At 67.3% G+C, this 22,129-nt stretch carries 20 protein-coding genes and 2 riboswitches; of the genes, 7 read left to right on the top strand and 13 right to left on the bottom strand.

The features are described 5' to 3' along the window. Window positions 1-6: 6 nt before the first annotated feature. From FDK12_RS14675 to FDK12_RS14665, 3 genes are all read right to left on the bottom strand, one after another. Window positions 7-921, bottom strand: coding sequence for an ABC transporter substrate-binding protein (locus FDK12_RS14675; protein WP_137370245.1), 915 nt, complete (start codon window positions 919-921; stop codon window positions 7-9). 166 nt (window positions 922-1,087) lie between these two features. After that, a riboswitch (SAM riboswitch) is annotated at window positions 1,088-1,205 on the bottom strand. A gap of 108 nt (window positions 1,206-1,313) precedes the next feature. Continuing rightward, window positions 1,314-2,192: an aminodeoxychorismate lyase gene (locus FDK12_RS14670; protein ID WP_137370244.1), complete on the bottom strand. Its 879-nt coding sequence runs from the start codon at window positions 2,190-2,192 to the stop codon at window positions 1,314-1,316. A 68-nt stretch (window positions 2,193-2,260) separates the two neighbouring features. Beyond that, the gene (locus FDK12_RS14665; protein ID WP_137370243.1) at window positions 2,261-3,520 is read right to left on the bottom strand and encodes an MFS transporter; all 1,260 of its coding nucleotides are present in this window, start codon (window positions 3,518-3,520) and stop codon (window positions 2,261-2,263) included. A gap of 111 nt (window positions 3,521-3,631) precedes the next feature. On the opposite strand from FDK12_RS14665, the gene FDK12_RS14660 reads away from it, so the two are divergent. Further along, complete coding sequence (locus FDK12_RS14660; protein WP_137370242.1) at window positions 3,632-4,696, top strand: phosphatase PAP2 family protein; 1,065 nt, start codon at window positions 3,632-3,634, stop codon at window positions 4,694-4,696. Window positions 4,697-4,705: 9 nt separating this feature from the next. Here the strand turns inward: FDK12_RS14660 and pabB are convergent, their stop codons facing one another. Genes pabB through FDK12_RS14635 form a run of 5 tightly spaced genes read right to left on the bottom strand, consistent with a single transcriptional unit; the run spans window position 4,706 to window position 9,276 of the window. After that, window positions 4,706-6,781, bottom strand: coding sequence for an aminodeoxychorismate synthase component I (gene pabB, locus FDK12_RS14655; RefSeq protein ID WP_137370241.1), 2,076 nt, complete (start codon window positions 6,779-6,781; stop codon window positions 4,706-4,708). 3 nt (window positions 6,782-6,784) lie between these two features. Continuing rightward, window positions 6,785-7,402: a LysE family transporter gene (locus FDK12_RS14650; RefSeq protein ID WP_137370240.1), complete on the bottom strand. Its 618-nt coding sequence runs from the start codon at window positions 7,400-7,402 to the stop codon at window positions 6,785-6,787. 23 nt (window positions 7,403-7,425) lie between these two features. Next, window positions 7,426-7,935: a low molecular weight protein-tyrosine-phosphatase gene (locus FDK12_RS14645; protein ID WP_137370239.1), complete on the bottom strand. Its 510-nt coding sequence runs from the start codon at window positions 7,933-7,935 to the stop codon at window positions 7,426-7,428. A gap of 43 nt (window positions 7,936-7,978) precedes the next feature. Further along, window positions 7,979-8,776, bottom strand: a complete 798-nt coding sequence (locus tag FDK12_RS14640; protein WP_137370238.1) for a methyltransferase domain-containing protein — start codon at window positions 8,774-8,776, stop codon at window positions 7,979-7,981. A gap of 29 nt (window positions 8,777-8,805) precedes the next feature. Beyond that, on the bottom strand, window positions 8,806-9,276 hold the full coding sequence (locus FDK12_RS14635; RefSeq protein ID WP_137370237.1) for a MarR family winged helix-turn-helix transcriptional regulator: 471 nt from the start codon (window positions 9,274-9,276) through the stop codon (window positions 8,806-8,808). 101 nt (window positions 9,277-9,377) lie between these two features. Here FDK12_RS14635 and FDK12_RS14630 point away from each other — a divergent pair, with 101 nt between their 5' ends. Continuing rightward, on the top strand, window positions 9,378-11,522 hold the full coding sequence (locus tag FDK12_RS14630) for an MMPL family transporter (RefSeq protein WP_137370236.1): 2,145 nt from the start codon (window positions 9,378-9,380) through the stop codon (window positions 11,520-11,522). A gap of 314 nt (window positions 11,523-11,836) precedes the next feature. Further along, entirely contained in the window at window positions 11,837-12,292 is a 456-nt protein-coding gene (locus tag FDK12_RS14625; RefSeq protein WP_137370235.1) for an Hpt domain-containing protein, read from the top strand. A gap of 13 nt (window positions 12,293-12,305) precedes the next feature. Here FDK12_RS14625 and FDK12_RS14620 read toward each other — a convergent pair whose 3' ends face one another. Then, window positions 12,306-13,139: a response regulator transcription factor gene (locus FDK12_RS14620; RefSeq protein ID WP_137370234.1), complete on the bottom strand. Its 834-nt coding sequence runs from the start codon at window positions 13,137-13,139 to the stop codon at window positions 12,306-12,308. Between the two features lie 134 nt (window positions 13,140-13,273). Further along, window positions 13,274-13,348: riboswitch (cyclic di-GMP riboswitch) on the bottom strand. Window positions 13,349-13,443: 95 nt separating this feature from the next. Then, window positions 13,444-14,340 (bottom strand): ArgP/LysG family DNA-binding transcriptional regulator, encoded by an 897-nt coding sequence (locus tag FDK12_RS14615; RefSeq protein ID WP_137370233.1) that lies wholly within the window; start codon window positions 14,338-14,340, stop codon window positions 13,444-13,446. Window positions 14,341-14,408: 68 nt separating this feature from the next. Here FDK12_RS14615 and FDK12_RS14610 point away from each other — a divergent pair, with 68 nt between their 5' ends. Further along, entirely contained in the window at window positions 14,409-15,011 is a 603-nt protein-coding gene (locus FDK12_RS14610; protein ID WP_137370232.1) for a LysE/ArgO family amino acid transporter, read from the top strand. 61 nt (window positions 15,012-15,072) lie between these two features. Here FDK12_RS14610 and FDK12_RS14605 read toward each other — a convergent pair whose 3' ends face one another. The 3 genes from FDK12_RS14605 to FDK12_RS14595 all read right to left on the bottom strand — a co-directional run bounded on the left by FDK12_RS14605 (window position 15,073) and on the right by FDK12_RS14595 (window position 17,790). Beyond that, the gene (locus tag FDK12_RS14605; RefSeq protein ID WP_137370231.1) at window positions 15,073-15,315 is read right to left on the bottom strand and encodes a hypothetical protein; all 243 of its coding nucleotides are present in this window, start codon (window positions 15,313-15,315) and stop codon (window positions 15,073-15,075) included. A 190-nt stretch (window positions 15,316-15,505) separates the two neighbouring features. Beyond that, complete coding sequence (locus tag FDK12_RS14600) at window positions 15,506-15,988, bottom strand: arsenate reductase ArsC (RefSeq protein WP_137370230.1); 483 nt, start codon at window positions 15,986-15,988, stop codon at window positions 15,506-15,508. A gap of 449 nt (window positions 15,989-16,437) precedes the next feature. Continuing rightward, entirely contained in the window at window positions 16,438-17,790 is a 1,353-nt protein-coding gene (locus FDK12_RS14595) for a DUF2254 domain-containing protein (protein WP_137370229.1), read from the bottom strand. Between the two features lie 267 nt (window positions 17,791-18,057). Here FDK12_RS14595 and FDK12_RS14590 point away from each other — a divergent pair, with 267 nt between their 5' ends. From FDK12_RS14590 to FDK12_RS14580, 3 genes are all read left to right on the top strand, one after another. Further along, window positions 18,058-19,371 (top strand): DUF2252 domain-containing protein, encoded by a 1,314-nt coding sequence (locus FDK12_RS14590; RefSeq protein ID WP_137370228.1) that lies wholly within the window; start codon window positions 18,058-18,060, stop codon window positions 19,369-19,371. A gap of 139 nt (window positions 19,372-19,510) precedes the next feature. Next, a complete protein-coding gene (dnaK, locus tag FDK12_RS14585; RefSeq protein ID WP_137370227.1) occupies window positions 19,511-21,382 on the top strand; it encodes a molecular chaperone DnaK in 1,872 nt (623 codons plus the stop codon). Between the two features lie 2 nt (window positions 21,383-21,384). Next, a complete protein-coding gene (locus FDK12_RS14580) occupies window positions 21,385-22,047 on the top strand; it encodes a nucleotide exchange factor GrpE (RefSeq protein ID WP_137370226.1) in 663 nt (220 codons plus the stop codon). Window positions 22,048-22,129 lie beyond the last annotated feature (82 nt).

Raw genomic sequence — 22,129 nt, 5'->3', positions numbered from 1 at the left:
GGTCAGCTACTTTACTTCCACGGCTTTGCTGCCGGGCTTCCAGTCCGAAGGCATCTCGCGGTCCGGGTACCACTCCTTGGTCAGCTCGGTCCAGGTACCGTCCTCGATCACGGCGTCGAGGCCGGCGTTGAGCGCGTCGATGAGGGGCTGGTTCTCGCTGTTCACCGCGTAGGCGGTGAAGTTCTCGGTGTTGATGATGGTCTCGGCGATGGTGGTGTCGTCGCCCTCCTTCACCTGGCCGGTGGCCTGCTGCGACGGCGCTACCCACGCGTCGACCTGCCCGTTCTTCACGCTGGCGTACACCGTGTTGTAGTCCGCGAACCGCACGGGCTCGAGCCCGAGCGTGTTGGTGACGTAGTCGTCCTGCACGGTGCCCTGGACGACGCCGATGCGCGTGCCGTCGGACAGCGAGTCGAAGCCCGTCACGGAGGAGCCGTTCTTGGTCACGACGGCCATGTAGCCGAAGTCGTAGCCGTTGGTGAAGCCGACGTTCTCGCGGCGGGCGGCCGTCGTGGAGATCGACGACGATCCGACGTCGAACTGCTTGTTCTGCACCTGGGCCAGCAGGGCGGAGAAGTCGGTGGACGCGAACTCGACCTCGAGGCCCAGCTTGTCGCCGATCGCACGCAACAGCTCGTTGTCGTAGCCCGTGAACACGCCGTTCTCGATGAAGATGTTGGGCGGTGCGTCCGAGAGGGTGCCGACCCGCAGGGTGCCATCGGTGATGAGTCCGAGCTCGGAGGTGTCGATCTCGTCGATCGGCGTGGTGTCGGCGGTCGTGTACTGGTCCAGCGACTGCTGGTCGCTACCGGCCAGGGCGTCGGTGGTCTCGGCGGGCTCGCTGCTGGTGCTGCCGCAGGAGACGGTCAGGGCGAGAAGGGGGACGGCGAGAGCCGCGAGAACCTTGCGGGAGATGTTCATGATGTCCTTCGTGAAAGCCGGCCCGTTGTACGGGCGCTGATGGTGATGCGGGGTGCCGGGTGACGGCAGGGAGGAAGACGGCTGGCTGCTGGGTGACACGCTCGCTGTTCTGGGCTGTGCGCGCTGTGGCGGCACCGGCCGGAGGAATTCCGGGTGGGACCGCACGACGCCGTACTTGCCGACCGGGGGACTTGGCCCGGCGGCCGAATCTTCACCTGGAGCACCCCACTACGGGAGAGGGTTGCTGTCCAGCCGGCCAGGGCCTATGGCTGGATCTCTTGATTGCATGAAAAACGCTAGGGCAGCACGAAGGCCCGGGTCAAAACGCAGGAGGCACGAAACCCGCCGTTGACGCCGGAATAGTGCCCGCAAGGGCACTTTTGTGGTGGAAATTACACGAAACGGTCCACGAGCTCGGTGAGTTCAGCGGTCAGGGACGGCGAGGTGCGGAGCTCCTGGCCGTCGAGGGAGAGGACAGGGGCGAGCAGGCGGATGCTCGAGATCAGCCAGACGGCGTCGGCCTCGAGGAGGTCGTGCGGCTCCAGCGGTCCGTAGCCGAGCTCCCACCCCTGCTCCTTCGCCGCGGCGAACAGTGCGCTCTGCGAGGTCCCCGCCAGGATTCCGCTCTCGAGCTGGGGAGTGAGGAGGGTCTTCTGCCCGTCGCGGTCGTAGGCGAGCAGCACCGTGGAGGTGGGCCCCTCGAGGACCTTTCCGTCGGAGGACGTGAAGATGACGTCGTCGGCACCGTGCGCCCTGGCGTACCTGACCGCGGCCATGTTGACGGCGTACGAGAGCGTCTTCGCTCCCATCAGCAGCCAGGGAGCGCGCTGGGCGACGGTGCTGTCGTACCCCCGCTCGAGGAAGAGGACCTTCAGGCCCGCCTCGCGCTGCGCCACCGTCGACGCAGGGACCGGCGCGACCTGCACCCATGCCGTCGCGCGCCCGGCACCCTCCACCCCGCGCGTCGCGAGGAGCTTCACGACGGCGCTGTCCTCGTCGGGCTCCGCCGCAGCGAACTCGCGCAGGCCCGTGCGGATCGCGCGGCTCCAGGCGGCGGCGTCAGGCACCACGAGGTCCAGGGCGGCAGCCGACGACGCCAGCCGGGCCAGATGTGCCTGCTCCTTGCGAGGTGTGCCGCCGACGGCGAGGAGGGACTCGAAGATCCCGTCCCCGCGGGTTGCTCCGAGGTCGGTGGCCATCAACTGCGGCTGCGACGCGTCGACGACCTTGCCGTCGTCGTACGCCGGGTCCAGGAACACGAGAACAGTCATGGCGGACATCGTATCGGCTGGGCTCGCGCTTCCCCGTGCCACCCGGCGTGGCACACCGGGTCGTAGGCCTACCCGGCGTTCGGCTGCGCTTCGGCAGCTGCGATCGCTCTGTTGGTGAGGATGGGCATCATCCCGAGCAACGCGAGCGTGAGCAACCCCATGATCCCGAACATCGCCTGCAGGCCCAGCCATTGGGCCAGAAGGCCTCCCGTTGCCGCTCCGAGCGGCATGGTGCCCCAGGCCAGCAGGCGGTAGGCGCTGTTGACCCGGCCGAGCAGGCGGTCGGGCGTGATGCGCTGGCGTAGCGACACGGTGATGACGTTCCACAGCACGATGAGGAGGCCGCCCAGGAGGAAGATCGGGCCGAGGACGAAGGGGCTGCTGGTCAGGGCGGGTGCGCCCACGAACAGCGCACAGCCCACGATCGTGAGCATCAGCGACACAGCGCGGCCCAGTCCCGCCTCGATCCGCTCTGCGGTCAGCGACCCGATGAAGGAACCGACGGCCGACGTCGTCAGGAGCACCCCGAATCCCACCTCGGACAACCTCATCTCCGACGACGGGCCCACGGCGAACAGAACGAGGACCGCGAAGGCCGCGCTGGAGGCGAAGTTCAGCACTCCGGTCATCGCTGCCAGCGTCCGGAGGACTTTCTGGTTCCACAGGAATCCCAGGCCTTCCCTGATGTCGGATCTCAACGTCGTCCTCCCCTCCCGCTCCACACGGAATGTGCCCGGAAGCAGGAGCAGGCCACCGACGGCCGCGCACCACAGCGCTGCAGGCACGACGAGGCCCGCAATAACGCCGATGCCCACCAGCAGCCCGCCCAACGGGGGGCCGACGAACTGATTGGTGGTGAGCTCGACGGTGTAGAGGCGGCCGTTGGCGCGCGAGAGCTGGTCCCGGTGCACCACCTGGGGCAGGATCGACTGCGCTGACGTGTCGTACAGAGTCTCCGCCACCCCCACTATCAGGGCGACGACGTAGAGAGCCCAGATGGAGCCCAGATCCAGCAGCAGCACCGTGACCAGCAGCGCGGGAAGTACTGCGCGGCTGAGGTTGGCCCACGCCATCAGTCTGCGCCGATCCATCCGGTCCGCCAGAGCCCCGGCAGTCAGGGCGAAGAAAAGCCAGGGGAGCGTTGCCGCGACCGTGAGTCCGGCGATCAGCGTCGGAGACTGGGTGAGCTGGATGGCCAGCAGGGGAAGCGCGATCTTGAAGACGCCGTCCGCGAGGTTGGACAGCCCGGAGGAAACCCACAACTTCCAGTAGGACGCGCCGAGCGGCGTCCGATTCCCCTGGTCGGTCCCCACTGAAGGATCAGTCATGGGGTGAACCATGCCATAGAGACGGAAGCCTGGGTCCCTGAAGCACAGTGCCCGGGTGGGCAATAGTCAACTTTTTTCACTATTCCCCTCAAATTGCGCTAAAAGTGTTGAATGACGCTTAAAACCTCGTCGTCGAGGCGCTCCCCGTACGGGCTCTTCCACGTCCCGTTCGCGGTCGCGGCTTCCTTTGCCCTACTGACCGGCTTCACGGCGATGGTTTTCGGTCTGCCACTGCGCGACCCCGACGGTTTCCTCGGTCCCAGCTATATCCGCCTGCCGTTGCTGCTGGTCGCGATGATCCTGGCTGACGTCCTCCCCCGGACCCTGTGGAGGAAGCCCACCCTGCGGACCGCGCATCGTGTGGCGCTGGTCGAGTTCCGGCGTCGCTGGCCCGGGCCACGGCTCGTGCTGACGTCCGTGGGCCTCGCGACCTTCTACCTGGCGTATGTCTCGTACCGCAACATGAAGAGTTTCCTCCCGTTCGTCCGCGACAGGGTCGTTGATCCCTTCCTGCAGGAGACCGACCGGTGGCTCATGGGTGGCGACCACCCAGGTGACGCGCTCCAGCAGATGCTGGGTACCGGAGTGAGCGCGCATGTGCTGTCCGCCGTGTACCTGTCCTACCTGGTCTTCGTGCCCCTGTCGGTCGCCGCCGCGCTCGTGTGGTCCCGCACGATCTCCCACGGAGTCTGGTACGTCAGCGCGTTGTCCTTCAACTGGATACTGGGCGCTGCAAGCTATTACGTACTACCGTCCCTGGGCCCGATCTACATCGAACCGAAGCACTTCACGGACCTGGCCGACACGGGGGTCACCAGCCTGCAGGAGTCCCTGTACCGCAACCGGGTGCGGGTGCTCGCGGACCCGCATGCCACGGAGTCGGTGCACGGCATCGCGGCGTTCGCTTCCCTTCACGTATCCGTCGTCTTCACTGCGGCCCTCGTGGCTCACCTCATCCGCCTTCCGCTCGTGGTCCGGGCGGTCCTGTGGGCCTACGTCGTGCTGACGGCCCTTGCCACCGTCTACTTCGGCTGGCATTACGTCGTCGACGTCCTCGCAGGCGCGGCCCTGGGTGCGCTCGCCACCTGGCTCGCGGCGAAGGCCACCCGGTCCAACGACCTTCCGATCCGGATTCCGGCCGCCCAGGCAAGCAGGGTCACCGCACCGAGCCAGTAGCGGACAGGGTCACGGCTCGACGGTCCTGACTCTCCCTGCGGCGCTTCCATCGGGGAATACCGAACGGAGGGCCGACAGGACCCCGCGTGCCTTCGTCCGCACCTCGTCCCACTCCTCGGCCGGATCCGAATCGGCCGTGATCGCGCCGCCGACTCCGAGCGTGAGCCGGGCTCCGCCGTCGTCCTCCTGCACCACGAGTGTGCGGATGACGACGGCGAGATCAGTCGCCCCCGTGAGGCTGAAGTACCCTGCTGCTCCCGAGTACGGTCCGCGGGGCGTCCGCTCCAGCCGGTCGAGGATGTCCATCGTGCTGATCTTGGGTGCTCCGGTCATCGACCCGGCGGGGAACGCGGAGGCGACGACGCCGGCCCTCGCGCTGCCCGGCCGTAACCGGGCATCGATGGTGCTGACCATCTGGTGCACGGTGGCGTAGGTCTCGATGTCGCAGAGCCGGCTGACCGTGACGGACCCGGGCATCGCATGGTGGGAGAGGTCGTTGCGGAGGAGGTCCACGATCATGATGTTCTCCGCGCGGTCCTTCGCGGAGGCCCGGAGGTCCTCGAGGAGTGCGGCGTCGGCGGCGGGATCCATGGACCGGCCCCGGGTCCCCTTGATGGGCTCCGCCCGCATGAGGCCTCCGGCCGTGAGCTTCAGGAAGCGTTCCGGCGAGGTACTCGCGACGGCGAGACCGGGGAAGCGGAGGAAATGCGCGAAGGGGGCAGGGCTGACCTCACGCAGCCGAAGGTAGGCCTGCAGGGCGTCGAAGCTCTCCGCGTGGGCGGTCAGCGACGTCGTCAGGCACACCTCGTAGGTGTTTCCGTCCGCGATCTCGGTCTTGGCCAGGTCGATCTTCGCGAGGTATTCCTCGCGGCTGTCACGGGTTCGGAAGGATGGCACCGGTCGCGGCACCGGTGGCCGGTTCGTCGCAGGGGCCGTCGCTTCGACCGCGGCCCGTGCATGTTCGAGCCAGTCGTCGCGCTCGGGATCGGGCCGCCCGTCGGACAGGAACAGCAGGAAGACGGAGCCCTCGAGATGGTCGACGACGACGGCCCGCCCGGCGAAGACGAGGGCGGCATCGGGCAGCGCGCCGTCGGGCGTCGAGGTGTCCGAACCGCCTGTCTCCCGCTTCAACTCGTACCCGAGGTACCCCAGCCAGCCCAGCCCGAACTCACAGGCGAAGCCCTCGGGCACACGCACGGCCCGGCGCCCCCAGACGTCGTCGAGCCAGCGGAAGAAGGGTGCCCGGACACGGGCGGTGACCGCGCCGGCGCTGATCTCCGTGACGCCGGCACGGTGCAGCGCCTGCTGCCCGAACACCCCGCCGGCATCCGCCAGGATGCTGAACCGGTTACGGTCGGTGGGCGGGCCGGTCGTGGCTGCATCGGAGCTGTCGAGCCAGACCGCTGCGGGCGACAACCCGTACAGCGCGGTGAAGAGTTCGGCGGTGTTCGGGGTGGCGTCGATGCGCTCGTAGTCGAGCGTCAGTCCACGACGGCCCGCGCGCTCCGGAGCCAACAGGACCGCGCACGACGGCAGGCCGGTCAGGGCCAGGCGCACCGCACGGGGCGAAGGCGGGCCCCGGTGGCCCTGCATGATGATGTCCGCTGAGACGGAAGGGTCGTCCTCGCTCAGCCAGGCAACCTCCTGCTCGGCCCACCGCTCCCAGAACGGCGCGTACGTGGCGCCGTCCCGCTCGATCGCCGTCCGGCGCCGGACATCGGGGTCGGCCTCCACCCAGACGACGGCGTCCAGGTAGGGACGGGCCGCCGACGCCCCTGCGCCCACGCCTTCGAGCAGCACGATGTCCGCCCCCGGTGTCACGCGTTCCTCGCCGTCCTCACCGCGGGTCCAGTCCCACGCGTGCCATCGGGCGGTGCGCCCCTCGCCGAGCGGCCGGAGGACGTGCTCCACATAGCGGCTGATCCCGTCGGCGAGCCCGTCCCAGCCGGGATAGATGTCTTCGAGATGGAAGAGGCTGACGCTGTGGTGCTCTCGGAGGAGGGCCGCGAGTTCCACGGCGAGGGTCGTCTTCCCGGCGCCGGACCGGCCGTCGACGGCGATGAGGAGGGGTCGGGTGCCGGGCACGGCTCAGGCCAGCGCGAGGAGCGCGCCGACGCCCACGAAGAGCGACCCGAAGGTGCGGTTCAGGATCACCTGGCCGCGGTCGTCGCGCGTGAAGCGCCGGAACGAGCGTGCGGTGCCTGCGTAGAAGAACCACATCACCAGCAGGTCGATGGCGATGACTGTTGCCGCGAGCACCCCGTACTGGCCGAGCAGGGGCTGATCCGGCCGGATGAACTGGGGGATCAGGGCGAGGAAGAAGACGATGGCCTTCGGATTGAGCAGATTGACCCACACGCCGCGTCGGAACATCGAGAACGGACTCTCACTACTCTGCAGCGCCCGGACGTCACTGGGCTCGGGTCGCTGCAGGAACTTGCGCACGCCGAGGTACACGAGATACGCGGCCCCGGTGTAGCGGATCAGGTTGAAGGCGAGGGGGGAGTTGCTGACGAGGATGCCGACGCCGGCTGCGGCGATCGCGATGTGCACCAGCAGTGCCACCTGCTGGCCGAGGACCCCCCAGATGGCACGCCGGAATCCGACGGTCAACGCATTGCTCATGGTGTTCACGGCGCCGGCACCAGGGACGAAGCTGATGAGTGTCTGGGCGCCGAGCAACGCCAGCCAGAGGGAGGGATTCACCCGTTCATGGTAAGCGCCGCTCGTCAGGCGTCCGAACCGTCGGCATCGAGCTCGTTCCGGACGTACCGGACGACGCCGTCCACTGCGCCGTCGACCATCTTCCACGTGGCCTCGAAGTCGCTGGCATCGCCGTACCAAGGATCGTAGATGCCCAGTTCCTCGAGGTCGGTGTCCGTCGTCGAGGGATCGAACTCGCGCAGGAGATGGATGCGGTCACGCGCGTCGTCGTCGGGCGCCTCCTCGCGCAGCTCCCGGTAGTGGTCGAGGTCGAGGGCGAGGATGAGGTCGCGCTCGCGGTACCAGCCCGGTTCGAACTGGCGCGCCCGGTGCAGGTGGCTCTCGATGCCGAGCTCGGTCAGCTTCGCCGCCGCCCGCTCGTCGATGGGCCTGCCGGCCTCCCAGCCGGTGGTACCCGCGGAGTCGACGGCGACGTCGTTCTCCATGCCGGCCTTCGCGAACGCACGGACCAGCATGAGTTCGGCCATGGGCGAGCGGCAGATGTTCCCGGTGCAGACGGTGACGATGCGGTACATCCGGACAGCCTAGCTGCGGTGGTCGCCGCCGGGGGCCCGCCGCTCAGTCACGGGCCAGGATCTCCACGCTCGGCATCAGGAACACGCCGTCGTCCATGCGGGCCCACCTGCGCCAGCCCGCGGCCAGCCGGTCGAGGGTCTGCTGGTCCGCGATGCCGCGCTCCAGGGTCTGCTCCGCGAAAGCCGAGTGCAGCACGCGCTCCGCCCACGACTCCGCGTGGAAGTTCCGCTCCTCGGGTGTCGCATACACCCAGTTCGACGACGACACCTCGACGACGGCGAACCCGGCTTCGGCCGCCCACCCCGGGAGCCTCCTGCCCGCGTCCGGCTCGCCGCCGTTGCCGCGAGCCAGGTCCCGGTACAGTTCCCGCCACTCCTCGAGCTCGTCGACGGCGGGGTACCAGGTCATCGCGCCGAAGTCCGCGTCGCGGGCGGCGACGATTCCACCGGGACGTACGACGCGCCGCATCTCGCGGAGCGCCGCCACGGGTTCGGCGAGGTGCTGCAGTAGCTGGTGTGCATGGACGACGTCGAAGGACTCGTCCGGGGCGTCGAGGTCGTACACGTTCCCCACGCGGAACTCGACGTTCGCGAGATCGACGTGGGCCTCGGCTGCCTGCGCGATGACGTCCGCCGAGCTGTCGATACCGAGCACTGTCCCCGGCGCCACGATGTCGGCCAGTCCGGCAGTGATACTGCCGGGCCCGCAGCCGATGTCGAGGATGTCCATGCCGGCTTCGAGGAAGGGCTCGAGATAGGCCGCGGATGAAGCGACGGTGCGCGTCGCGTGTGCTGCCGTCACGCTGGGATGGTGACCGTGGGAGTAGACCTCGTCGTTCATGCTTCGAAGGCTAGCGCGCGGCGGGCGAATCAGTCAGCGCCGGCGTCTTCCCGCGCCTCATTCTTGGCGGCAACGGTGGCTTCGGTTATTTTCCGCATCATGTCCCGCAGGAGTTCCAGCTGCTCCTCCGGGTACTGGTCGAGGACGGCTCTGATGTGCCGCGCCAGCGGAGCGAACAGTGACGCGCCGGTGACGCGGGCCTTCTCCGTCATCTCCAGGTGGACCTGCCGCCGGTCGACGTCGCTGCGACGCCTGGTGACGTGCCCCGCGGCGTCGAGGCGGTCGATCAGGGCGGTCGTCGCGGGCGAGCTGAGGTTGAGCTCCTCGCGCAGCAGCCCGGGAGTCACGGTGACCCCTGCGCGTGCCGCCCCGACCATGATGCTGAGGGCCTGGAGATCGGTGCGGTACAGGCTGTCGCGCTCGCCGGCCGCCTCGACGTACCGGTCCGTCTCGATGGTGAACTGCTGCATGAGAGCCATGAGCTCGTCCCGCGTGGCCATGAATCCTCGTCTTTCTTTCTCCAAGTCTAGGCAGACCTCGAATATCTCCATCATGGATATACTCGATGAAAGAGATATCGCGAGGAGAGGGTTGCATACATATGAGGAACCATTCGGTGCGGGTGCTCCTGCCCGTCGTCGTCGTCCTGATCTGGTTGGTGGGCGCAGCCGTGGGCGGCCCGACCTTCGGGCGGCTCGAGGAGGTGTCCAGCAACGACCAGGCATCGTTCCTCCCGGCGAGTGCAGAATCCACCGAGGCCGGCGAACTGCAGCAGCAGTTCAGCGACTCTGACGCCGTTCCGGCGGTCATCATCGCCGAGTCCGACAGCCCGATCGACCTGCGCGACCTCGGCCCCTACGAAGCACTCGGTTCCGCGCTCAGCGGGGTCGAGGGGCTCGATGCCCCGGCCGGGGGGCCGCCGTCCGTCGCAGGCCCCATCCCCTCGGAGGACGGATTCGCGGTGCAGTACGTCGCCTTCGTCTCCGCCGATGCCGAACCCACCGAGGTCGTGGACGGTCTGCGCGCGGTCCTGGCGGACGAGCTGCCCAGCGAGGTCAGGGGATATGTCACAGGACCGGCAGGCTTCACGGCGGACCTGGCGGGCGCCTTCAGCGGCATCGACGGCATCCTGCTCGGCGTCGCACTCGGAGCGGTGTTCATCATTCTCCTCGCCGTCTACCGCTCCATCGTGTTGCCGTTCCTGGTGCTCCTCACCTCGGTGGCCGCACTGGCAACATCGATCCTGCTCGTCTTCGCGATCGCGAAGCTGGACTGGATCCAGCTGAGCGGCCAGAGCCAGGGCATCCTGTCGATCCTCGTGATCGGGGCAGCCACCGACTATGCGCTGCTGCTCGTCGCCCGGTTCCGCGAAGCGCTCGCCGAGAAGGAGACCCCGTGGGAGGCGATGCGCGTTGCCTATCGCAGCTCTGTCGAACCGATCCTGGCCTCCGGCGCTACCGTGATCCTCGGACTGCTGTGCCTCCTGTTCTCGGACCTCAACTCGAACCGGAGCCTTGGCCCCATCGCCGCGATCGGCATCCTCTTCTCACTCGGGGCGGCCCTCACGCTCCTCCCCGCCCTCCTGCTGCTCCTCGGCCGGTCGGCCTTCTGGCCGCTGCGTCCGCGCTACGACGTGGCCAAGAACGCCGCTCGGCACGAGGGCATGCATGCGGCGCCGAGCGAGGCGGGTCCGGAGACGGGACTCGAGCAGCTCAGGGGTGTCTGGAAGCGCGTCGCCCTCCTCGTCGCACGTCGCCCTCGCGTCCTGTGGATCGCCTCGTTGCTCCTCCTCGTCACGGGCGCCCTCGGGTTGACCCAGCTGCAGGCCAGTGGAGTACCGCAATCCGCGCTGATCCTGGCTCCGTCCAACGCCGTGGACGGCCAGGAGGCCCTCGCGCGCCACTTCGACGCCGGCTCCGGCAGCCCCGTCCAGGTCGTCGCTCCGCAGGCCGATCAGGATGCGGTACTCGAGGTGGTCACGTCACAGCCCGGCATCTCGGACGCGGAGGTGACCTCGGATCCGAGCGGTGTGGCTGTCGTCATGAACGGACGCATCCTCGTCAGCGGGACCCTCGCGGACCAGGCGGACTCCGACCAGGCCGAGGACGTGGTGCGCGCCCTGCGGACCGAGCTCGACGACGTCAGCCCGGACGCCCTTGTGGGTGGTGTCACGGCGACGGCCATCGACACGAACGACACGGCACTCGCTGACCTCGTGAAGATCATCCCCCTCGTGCTGCTGGTCATCCTGGTAGTGCTGATCATTCTGTTGCGCTCGATCCTTGCGCCCGTGCTCCTCGTGGCCAGCGTCGCGCTGTCCAACGCGACGGCGCTGGGGATATCGGCCCTGGTGTTCAACGGGATCCTCGGTTTCGAGGGCGCGGACGCCTCCGTGCCGCTTTTCGCCTTCGTCTTCCTGGTGGCGCTCGGCGTGGACTACAACATCTTCCTCATGACCCGCGTGCGTGAGGAGTCACTGCGGATCGGTACGAGGCCCGGCATCCTCCGGGGGCTCGGGATCACGGGAGGGGTGATCACATCCGCCGGCGTCGTCCTCGCCGCGACCTTCGCGGCACTGGGCGTCATCCCGATCCTGTTCCTCGCGCAGATAGCGTTCATCGTTGCGTTCGGTGTCCTGCTGGACACCGTCCTCGTGCGCTCGCTGCTGATCCCCGCGCTCGCCTACGACATCGGACCGAGGATCTGGTGGCCGTCGACGCTGGGCGCTGTGCCGTCGCAGCGGTAGTTTCCGCAGGCGGCACCGGGCTCGGCCTTGCGATCGTCCAGGCTCTCGTCGAGGCCAACGGTCGGGATATCGATGGGACCGGCGTCCCGGCAGAAGGCAGTTCCGGGTCGAGCTGCCGCTCGTGCAGCCGGTCCCACCAGGCCTACCAGAAGCCCGGCCAGGACTGTCATACGCAGAGCTCCTCCATCCTCTGCCTGCCGCGGGGTAAATCCTCCAGCAGAGCGGAAGCGCCGACGGCTGCGTCCTTCCGCAGGCTTTGCGCAAGAACATGCGGCTCCTCCGTCGGTGGCAGCAGGGATCGATACCCTTGTCCCATGTCCAGCCCTCCCATCCCGCCACGTCCTGGCCTGCAGCAGGACGGCGGGCCGGCGACCCTGCCGAAGGACGCCGTCGGCGATCCGGTCGCGGGAGGCAGAGCCGCCCCGTTGATCGATCTCCGCGTCCTTGAGGACATGGAGGACGACTTCTCCGACCCGTCCGTGGTCGGACGGTTCGCGCTGGACTTCTCGGCGACGCTCGACGGGAAGGTCCGCCGACTGGAGCAGCGGCTCCAGGACGGTGACCTGGCAGGAGCCCGGGACGCCGTCCTCAGCCTGACGACGTCGTCGGTGATGGTGGGAGCCCGCCGGCTGGCCCAGGCGGCGCTGGCCGTCCAGCGTTTCCTCTCGGCTGCAGACCTCGACGCCTGCCGGCGCTCGATCACGCTGCTGCGCGCCTGCGCCTCCGACACCGAGCACGAGCTCCGCGCCACCTATCCGAGGCGACCCTGACTGCGACGGCCACCTAGCGGGGATCAACGCTCCGCGGCATGATGCGGAAGCCGACGCCGCGCACTGTGGTGATGAGGTCAGGGTCCGCGTCCGCCCTCGCGAGCTTCTGGCGGAGATTGGCGATGTGCACCTCGATCGCCCGCTCATCCGTGCGGCTGACGAAGTTGTAGCCGCGGTAGTCCGTGCCCCGGGATACCCGGACCAGTTCCTCCTTGGTCCGGACCGCCCCGTTGCTCCTCAGGAGTTCGTGCAACAGGTTGAACTCGGTCTTGGTCAACGGCAGTTCGACGCCGGTGCACGTGACGGTCCGGGCATCGCCGTCGAGTACGAGGGCGCCCCGTGTCAGGAGCTGACCTGCCGGGTCGTTGTCCGTGAGTCCTGCGGTCGTCCCACTCGAAGCGACAGGCGCGGACGACTGGAGCGGCACGTCCCGTGCTTCTTCCACCTGCGACTTCCGTCCGATGCGGGGCCGCCGGAGCATGGCGTCGATACGCGCCCTCAGCTCCCGAGGGCGGAACGGCTTCAGGACGTAGTCGTCCGCTCCCGCCTGCAGTGCCGTCAGGATGTCCATCTCGTCGCTTCGTCCGCTCAGGACGATGACGTAGCAGTCCGTCGTCGAGCGGATCCGCCGCAGGACCTCATGCCCGTCGATATCGGGCAGGCCGACGTCCAGGGTGACCACCGTCGGATGTTCACTGCGCACGACGGCGACCCCGTCCCTGCCGGTCGCCGCACCACTGACCTGGAAGCCACACTGCTCGAGGATGGCGCAGACGAGGTTCCGGATGTCCAGATCGTCCTCGATGACGACGGCCGAGCGGCGGTCCGTGGAGGGGGAGCTACTCATGACCCGGAGCTCCGCGCCGGTTCCGCAGCGCACGACGCCGGCCGGGATCAGGGTATGCAACCGCGGAGGGATCGGCTGCTGCGGGGACCGTATGAAAGTGAGGCGTCCGAGGCATTGTTCGTGGACCTGTTCCCTTCGGCGGCCCGGCTGACCGCGTGGGTCCCGTGGCTTTGCGTCCCCGGCTCGCACCGGGTTTGCCCTTATCGACGAGCGGTTGCCCGCCCTTCGATATTAGCAACCGCCCGGGGCGCTTCCGCGACCGGACACCCCCTGCCCGGCGCGCGGTGCAGTCGTCCCCGCGTCCTCACGGAGCCCCCGTCGCGGGCCGGCGGAGGACGGCGGCGGCCTGCCGCACGGCCTCGCCGACCGTCGCCAGGGCCGTCGAGCCGTGGCGCCACTGCTGCCAGTAGAGGCGGACGTCCACGGGACCGCCGGGTGAAAGCGGCACGAGGTCCTGCGGATCTTCACCCAGTTCCAGTTCGGAGACGAGTCCCCAGCCCATGCCGAGCCTGATGGCATCCTTGAACTCCTGGGCTGCAGGAACGTAGTGGCGCGGAGGGTCGAGGACGCGGCGCGTCCGTGACCGGAGGTACTGGTCCTGAAGGTCGTCCTTCCGATCGAACACGATCACGGGGGCCAGGGCGAGCTGCTCCGCCGTCGCGCCGTCGCGGAACCATGTCTGCCGGAATTCACGCGTGCAGACGGGGATGTAGCGCATGATGCCCAGCGCATGGGAGGAGCAGCCGGGCATGGGCGCGTTGACGGACGTGATGGCCGCGGCCGCGGCGCCGCTGCGCAGTAGTTCGAGGGAGTACTCCTGGTCCTCGCGCAGCATCTCGATCTGCAGCGACTCGGCAACCGGAACCAGGGCGGGAAGCACCCAGGTGTGCAGGGAATCGCCATTGACCACGATCGTTATGCGTTGCCGCGGGCCGTCGTCGGACGCCTCGAGTTCGGAGGCCAGATCTGCGGAGAGCAGATCGAACTGGCGGGCGAACCGGACGATGGCGAGACCGGCTTCCGTCGGCAGGAGTGGCCTGCTCCGCGTGATGACAGGGCGTCCCACGGCGACCTCAAGGGCACGAATGCGCTGACTGACCGCGCTGGGAGTCACCGAGAGGGCGGCGGCCGCGGCTTCGAAACTGCCCCCGCTCACGATGGCTGCAAGAGCATGTGCCTGCGCAGGATCGATCCGCTTCATAAGCAACTCTTACCATGCTGAAGTACGTTTAGCTGGTCTGAACCAGCGAACGACCCTAGATTGAGTCCGTGCTCGCTTCCGCTGCCACCGGCCTCGCTGCCGGCCTCACCCTGATCGTCGCCATCGGTTCCCAGAATGCGTTCGTGCTCCGGCAAGGGCTGCGGCGCTCCCACGTGGTGCTCGTCGTGACCGTCTGTGCGTTCTCGGACCTCGTGCTCATCGCGCTCGGGGTCGGGGGCCTCGGGGTTGTCATCGAGCGGATGCCGATTCTCCTCGAGGCGGTGCGGTGGGCGGGTGCTGCCTTCCTGGCCGGGTACGCCGTGCTGGCCGCGCGACGAGCCGTGACAGGGGAGGAGCTCGACACGTCCGGGGAGCGCAGCGCGATGTCCTGGCGCACCGCTCTCGGGACCTGCCTCGCCCTGACCTGGCTGAACCCGCACGTGTATCTCGACACAGTCCTCCTGCTCGGGTCCCTGGCGAGTACTCACGGTACGCCGGGCAAGTGGTGGTTCGCGGCGGGTGCGGGACTTGGAAGCCTTCTCTGGTTCACCGCACTCGGCGTCGGTGCCCGGTACCTCACGCCACTCTTCGAGCGGCGTTCTGCATGGCGCGTGCTCGACGCGCTGATCGCCGTCGTCATGCTCGCCCTGGCGGTCACGCTGGTCGTCTGAACTGAAGCAGGCCCGATGCCGGTCGGTGCCGGCGCCGCTGACGACGGCTGCCGGTCAGGATTCAGGTGTCCTGGCCGGCCTGGTCCTTGCCGTTGGCTTGCTCCTCGATCCAGTCCATCGCCGCGTCGGAGAGGAAGACACCATCTGGGCCTCGCTGTCCCAGCCACCACGCGTCCGACGCCACGAGGCCGCCGGCCCTGCTGATGTCGGCGACGACCTCGGGCGTCAGCGCCTCGCCGTTGTGGGCAGCCAGCCACTCGCGCGTTACGGGCATCACGCGCGTCCACCACTGTTCAAGGTCCATGTCGGCAGTATGTATCGCTCGGCCACGGACGGGCTAGGGGGGGAGCTGCCAGAACGATTCGTGGACATGCCTGTCGATGTCGTCGCGTACCAGCCGCATGCGCTCGATACCGTCGATGCCGGGTACCGGGTGTCCCACCGCTGCGGCATGTGCTGCAGACGTTGTGACTGGCGAACGCGCAGCGCCGACGTCAGGCCGTGGTGCTGGTCCCGTTGATGGGGAGGAGTTCGCTGATGAGCTGTTCGATGCGGCCTTTGATCTCGTCACGGATCGGGCGGACGGACTCGACGCCCTTGCCGGCGGGGTCTTCCAGGACCCAGTCCTCGTACCTCTTGCCGGGGAAGTACGGGCACTCGTCTCCGCAGCCCATTGTGACGACGACGTCGGAGGCCTTCACGGTTTCGGTAGTGAGGATCTTCGGGGTCTCGGCGGTGATATCGATGCCCTCCTCCTTCATCGCCGCGACGGCTGCAGGGTTGACCTGGTCCGCTGGTTGGGAGCCGGCGGACAGGACCTCGATGCGCCCCTCGGACAGGTGGTTCAGGTAGGCCGCGGCCATCTGCGACCGGCCCGCATTGTGGACGCACACGAACAGGACCGACGGCTTCTTGCGCGCCAGGTCATCAGCCGACTCGTTGGTATCAGGGGTATGTCCTGCTGTCTCGGTGGTCATGGTGATCCTTCGGGTCTGGCTCTGTCCCGGTGCTTCGGACAGGCCTCGTGAATAGTGAAAAACTCCTTGGCGCGTCGATCCCGGCGCTCACTGGGCCACCATACTCAAATGCAGGACCCTGTTCTGCGTCATCGCAGTTCTCTTGACGTTGATCGAGAAGGTGCTCTTCATCACTCACTTCTTCCCGACCAATGCGCTCACCATCCCACTGGGTCCCCGGACCCACCTTTGCATCACCGAGGGCATCATCATCGGCGTCGTCGCGGCACTGACGGGACTCAGCGGAGTCGTACTAATGCTGCACCGTCCAGCGCGAAGACCTGCCGGCGGACAGAACCAAGCCATGAGACATTGGTCCCGGCTCGTCATTGCCGTGACCAACGCCCAGAGGCCTTGTCTTCTCCGTCTCCCGAGTGAGAAAGGGCCGCAGGGCGACGGATGGGTGGGCCCTAGACCGATCTGGTTTCACCGGCCCTGTCCCTGTACGCGTCATCGACATTGCCCCCCAGTGCCAGTTCGACTCGTGCGGCGAGGTCGCGTACCGCGTCACCGTCATAGGGAAGCACCTGTTCGTCCATCGACTCGAGGATCAAATCGACCTGATCCTCGATGTTTCCGCGGTGCGTGTCGTCCCTGGCGTTCACGGCGCAGTCCCTGAGCATGCGCAGCAACGCCGTGAGGACCAGTGGCTCGGAGCATCCGAATCGGCGTATCGGCGCACACACCAGGTCCAGGTAGTACCGGTGGTCCCGGTCCGGTGTCACGACCCGCGGTGTGCCGTGCTCGTCGTTGTGCTGCTGCGGACCGAGCTTGCGCCCCTGTAACTGCACGAGCAGATCAGCGCAGTAGCCCACAGCATGAGCCGCGGTGATCGGGTCATTGATCGACGGTGAGATGGCTTTGACCGCGATGTCGGTGAGCTGGCGCAACCCCAACGCTGCATCCTGCTCCAAGGTTCGCTCGAAACCCAGGTCAACCGCCCGGATCACCGCTTCGCGAACCAGCTCCCCGACCTCCGCTGACGCTGAATCGCCGTCGTCGGCCCAGATGCTGGCCAAAGGCGTACCGACCGTCACATGGTCACCGGGCCGGACGCCGACGAGGATGAACGCGCCGTGCTCGGCTGCTGCCTGGACCAGGTCCTCGGGCCAGACAGCCTTGATGAAGCCGCTGCTCGGCGACACCACCAGAGTTCCCCGCTCGGGTCCGGGGAGACCGGGCCGTGGATTCTTGGAATGATCCGCGTACTCCGGGTAGGACTGCCGTGTCGTCCGCGAGGCTTCCGCATGGACGGAAACCATCATCGTGTCCACCCGCAACGACTTCACGATGTGGCCGACGAAGAACAGCAGCGCCAGCGCGGAACCGATACCCAGGACAAGCACGACGGCGGGCACGAGCACCGGCAACGGACGATCAGCGTCCATTCCCCGTAGTCCGGTCACGGACACCACGAACGTCGACACGAGAATGGCCAGTACCACCTGCGTCACCCGGTCCCGAGCGAACTCACGGAGCAACCGTGGCGAGAACTGCTGGGACGCCAGCTGAAGTGCGACGACCGTCAACGAGAAGATCAGGGTCGTGGCCGTCATGATCGAACTCGCGACCGCCTGCAGCAGCGTCGTCGCCGCGTCCACGCCGCTGGGCCATAACCAGGTCGCCCAGACAGGACCAGGATCCGGACGAACCATCAGAAGCAGGATCGTCACGACCACGGAAACGACGGCCGCGACGAACGGCCAGAACCACAACGTGGCACGCAACGCTCCGTCGAATCGGGACCTCTTACCAGTACTCATATGCTCCTTCAGGTCCAAACAGCCAGGCCTAGTCAGCTATACCCCATCAGATCATCACCGGCCACGTGCGCCGCCAGTCCTGCATCCGAGGTCAGACAAACGCAGGTGACCCGGGGAACGAGTGGGTCCTTGCCCTGCCTGACCTTCCCGCCTTGGTGTTGATCATCGGTTCCTCCTGATGGTGCGCGAGCCTCCCACGTTCCTCGGCGCTACCGGCGACGAGCAGGTGTCATTCGTGGTCGCCGCGATCGCGGGTACCGTGGGCGGATGGCAGCCACAGATTCCCGTCAGCAGCACATCGTCAGCACCCTCGTCGAAGCGCACCAGGACCTCATGAGCGTCGATCCGCTGGCCTTCCGGGCGAGATTCCGCAAAATGGCGGCGGATCCGTACGCCTTCTACCGTGGCAGCGCCTCGCTTCTCTACACCGACATGGCGACGCTCGACGATGCCTGGGCCGACGAGCGCACGGGCCGCGTATGGATCCACGGTGACCTGCACGCGGAGAACTTCGGGACCTACATGAGCAACGAAGGGCGGCTCACGTTCGACGTCAACGATTTCGACGAGGCGTACGTGGGCCATTTCTCCTGGGACCTTCGCCGCTTCGTCGCCTCGCTGACGCTGCTCTGCTGGCAGAAGGCCCTGCCGTCGCAGGCGGTGAGGGACCTCGCGCGCATCTACCTCGAGGCGTACCTGGGGCGCGTCGAGGACTATGTGGACGATGAGCAGTCCGCGTTCGCCTTCGGTCTCGACAACACCGACGGCACTATCCATCACGTCCTGCAGCAGGCCCGGGCGGCACGGCGGACGCGCCTGCTCGACTCGCTCACGCTGATCGAGGACTACGAGCGCCAGTTCCGCGACGACGGCACCATCCGGACGCTGGACGACGGCGAGTACACCGAGGTGGCAGAAGCCTTCGATCGCTATCTCGGCACTATTCCCGACAGCGAGCGCTCGCGCCGGCGTGTGTTCTACCGGGTCAAGGGAATCGTCGGGAAGAAGGGCTTCGGTATCGGCAGCGCCGGTCTGCCGACGTACAACGTGCTGATCGAGGGTTTCGACGAGGCCCAGGAGAACGACATCATCCTGACGATGAAGCAGTCGAACATCGCCGCACCCAGCCGGATCGTCCATGACGAGCGTGTCCGCAGCTACTTCAGGGACGACGGCCACCGCGCGGTCATCAGCCAGCGATCCCTCCAGCCCCACACCGATCCCTTCCTCGGCTACACGACCATCCGCGGCGTCTCGTTCGTGGTCTCGGAGCTGTCGCCCTACAAGCGCGACCTCTCCTGGGAGGACCTGACGGAGCCGGAACAGATGGGGCCCGTACTCGAAGCGCTCGGGCAGGCTACCGCGAAGATCCACTGCTCGACGGACGAGGACAGCGACCACGATCTGGTGCCGTTCCGCACCGAGACCGCGATCATCGCCGCTGTGGACCGCTCCCGTGCCGACTTCATCGAGGACATCATCGCCTTCGGTGAGCGGTACGCCGACACAGTCCGGGAGGACCACGCACTGTTCGTCGACGCCTTCCGCGAAGGGCTCATCACCGCTGTCCCGGCGGCCTGACGAGGAGGAGTTGAGCCAACCACGCTCAACTTCATTTTGAACTCCGGCGGCCCGGCGCTATACTTGAGTGCAGAACGCTCAATCTACGCGCCCGGCGGATGAGCGCCTCGCAAATCCCGGGCAGTCGAAAGGAAATTGCATGTCACGTGCAGTAGGTATTGACCTCGGAACCACCAACTCGGTCGTCTCGGTCCTCGAAGGTGGCGAGCCCACCGTCATCGCGAACGCCGAGGGCGCGCGCACCACGCCGTCGATCGTCGCTTTCTCCAAGTCCGGTGAGGTGCTGGTCGGCGAGATCGCCAAGCGCCAGGCCGTCAACAACATCGATCGCACCATCGCGTCGGTCAAGCGCCACATGGGCACCGACTGGACCGTCGACATCGACGGCAAGAAGTACACCGCGCAGGAGATTTCTGCCCGTACGCTGCAGAAGCTGAAGACGGATGCCGAGAGCTACCTTGGCGAGAAGGTCACGGACGCCGTGATCACCGTGCCCGCGTACTTCAACGACGCCGAGCGCCAGGCCACCAAGGAAGCCGGCGAGATCGCCGGACTGAAGGTGCTGCGCATCGTCAACGAGCCCACCGCGGCAGCGCTCGCCTACGGCCTCGACAAGGGCAAGGAAGACGAGCTCATCCTCGTGTTCGACCTCGGTGGCGGAACGTTCGACGTCTCCCTGCTGGAAGTCGGCAAGGACGAGGACGCGTTCTCCACCATCCAGGTCCGCGCGACCGCCGGTGACAACCGCCTCGGCGGCGACGACTGGGATCAGCGCGTCGTCGACTACCTGCTCTCGCAGGCCAAGGCGAAGGGTGCCGACCTCTCAAAGGACAAGATCGCCCTTCAGCGCCTGAAGGAAGCCGCAGAGCAGGCGAAGAAGGAGCTGTCCTCGGCGACGTCCACCAACATCTCGCTGCAGTACCTCTCCGTCACCGCGGACGGCCCCGTGCACCTCGACGAGCACCTGTCGCGTGCCAAGTTCCAGGACCTGACGAAGGACCTGCTGGACCGCACCAGGAAGCCGTTCAACGACGTCATCGCCGAGGCCGGGATCAAGGTGGCCGACATCGACCACATCGTCCTCGTCGGCGGGTCCACCCGCATGCCCGCCGTCGTCGAACTCGTGAGGGAACTCGCCGGTGGCAAGGAGCCCAACAAGGGCGTCAACCCGGACGAGGTCGTCGCCGTCGGCGCCGCACTGCAGGCCGGTGTCCTCAAGGGTGAGCGCAAGGACGTCCTCCTGATCGACGTCACCCCGCTGTCCCTCGGCATCGAGACCAAGGGCGGCATGATGACCAAGCTCATCGAGCGCAACACGGCCATCCCGACCAAGCGCAGCGAGACCTTCACCACGGCGGACGACAACCAGCCGTCCGTGGCCATCCAGGTCTTCCAGGGCGAACGCGAGTTCACCCGCGACAACAAGCCGCTCGGAACGTTCGAGCTGACCGGCATCGCGCCGGCCCCGCGCGGCGTCCCGCAGGTCGAGGTCACCTTCGACATCGACGCCAACGGCATCGTCCACGTGTCCGCCAAGGACAAGGGCACGGGCACCGAGCAGTCGATGACCATCACCGGTGGGTCCTCCCTCTCCAAGGAGGACATCGACCGCATGGTCCGCGAGGCCGAGGAGCACGCAGCCGAGGACAAGAAGCGCCGCGAGGCCGCCGACACCCGCAACGGTGCCGAGCAACTCGCCTACTCGGTGGACAAGCTGATCGCCGACAACTCGGACAAGCTGCCCGAGGACGTCCGCAACGATGTCCAGGCCGACGTCGACGCCCTCAAGAAAGCGCTCGAGTCGCAGGACAACGACGACGAGGTCAAGTCGGCCTTCGAGAAGCTGCAGGCCTCACAGTCCAAGCTCGGTGAGGCGATCTACGCTTCCGCGCAGCAAGACGCCGGCCAGGCAGGAAGCGCGACCGCTGATGACCAGCCATCCGCCGCAGGCAGCGACGAGGACATCGTCGACGCCGAGGTGGTTGACGAAGACGCCAACGAGAAGAAGTAGCCATGCCGCACCACGGAAATGAAGAAGAGCACCAGTCAGAGCCGGTGAGCTTTACCGACAACCGGAAGATCGACCCTGAGACGGGCGAAGTCCGTGGGCAGCAGAACGATGCCGGCACTCCGGCCGCGGAGGAACCCGCGGCCGGAGGGCAGGCCGGTCCCGCTGATGACGCCATCGACGGGGACGCCCTGGCCCAGGCGGAGGCGATCCTCAACGAGGCCGGCGCCGAGGGGGACAGCAATCCTGCGGTGGATGTCGTCGCCGAGCTCCGCGATGATCTGCTCCGCCTGCAGGCCGAGTACGTCAACTACCGGCGCCGCGTCGAGCGAGATCGTGACGTCGCCCGGGACCAGGCGGTCATCGGCGTCATCAACTCGCTGATGCCCGTCCTCGACGACATCGACGCCGCGCGTCAGCACGGCGACCTCGCCGAGGGACCGTTCGCGGCGATCGCGGGCAAGCTCGAGAACGTCCTCAAGACGTACGAGCTCACCCGGATCGACGAGGTGGGCGTCGCATTCGACCCGAACATCCACGAGGCACTCATGCAGCAGCCGAGCGCGGATGTCCAGGTGGACAGCGTCAGCCAGATCCTTCGTGCGGGCTACCGCAAGGGCGAGCGCGTTCTCAGGGCCGCGCAGGTCATCGTGGCGGTACCGGAGTAGGTTGTTCGTCGCTGGGCGGATGCCGAACGGCGGCAACGAAATTTCCCGGCTCGCAGAGCTCGCTGGGAAATATTGAAGCCGC

It is taken from the genome of Arthrobacter sp. NamB2 (genome assembly GCF_005281365.1).
In the GTDB taxonomy this organism is placed as follows: domain Bacteria; phylum Actinomycetota; class Actinomycetes; order Actinomycetales; family Micrococcaceae; genus Arthrobacter_D.
The sequence above is the reverse complement of the archived record's forward strand: the minus strand, read 5'-3'. Positions and strand labels throughout refer to the sequence as shown.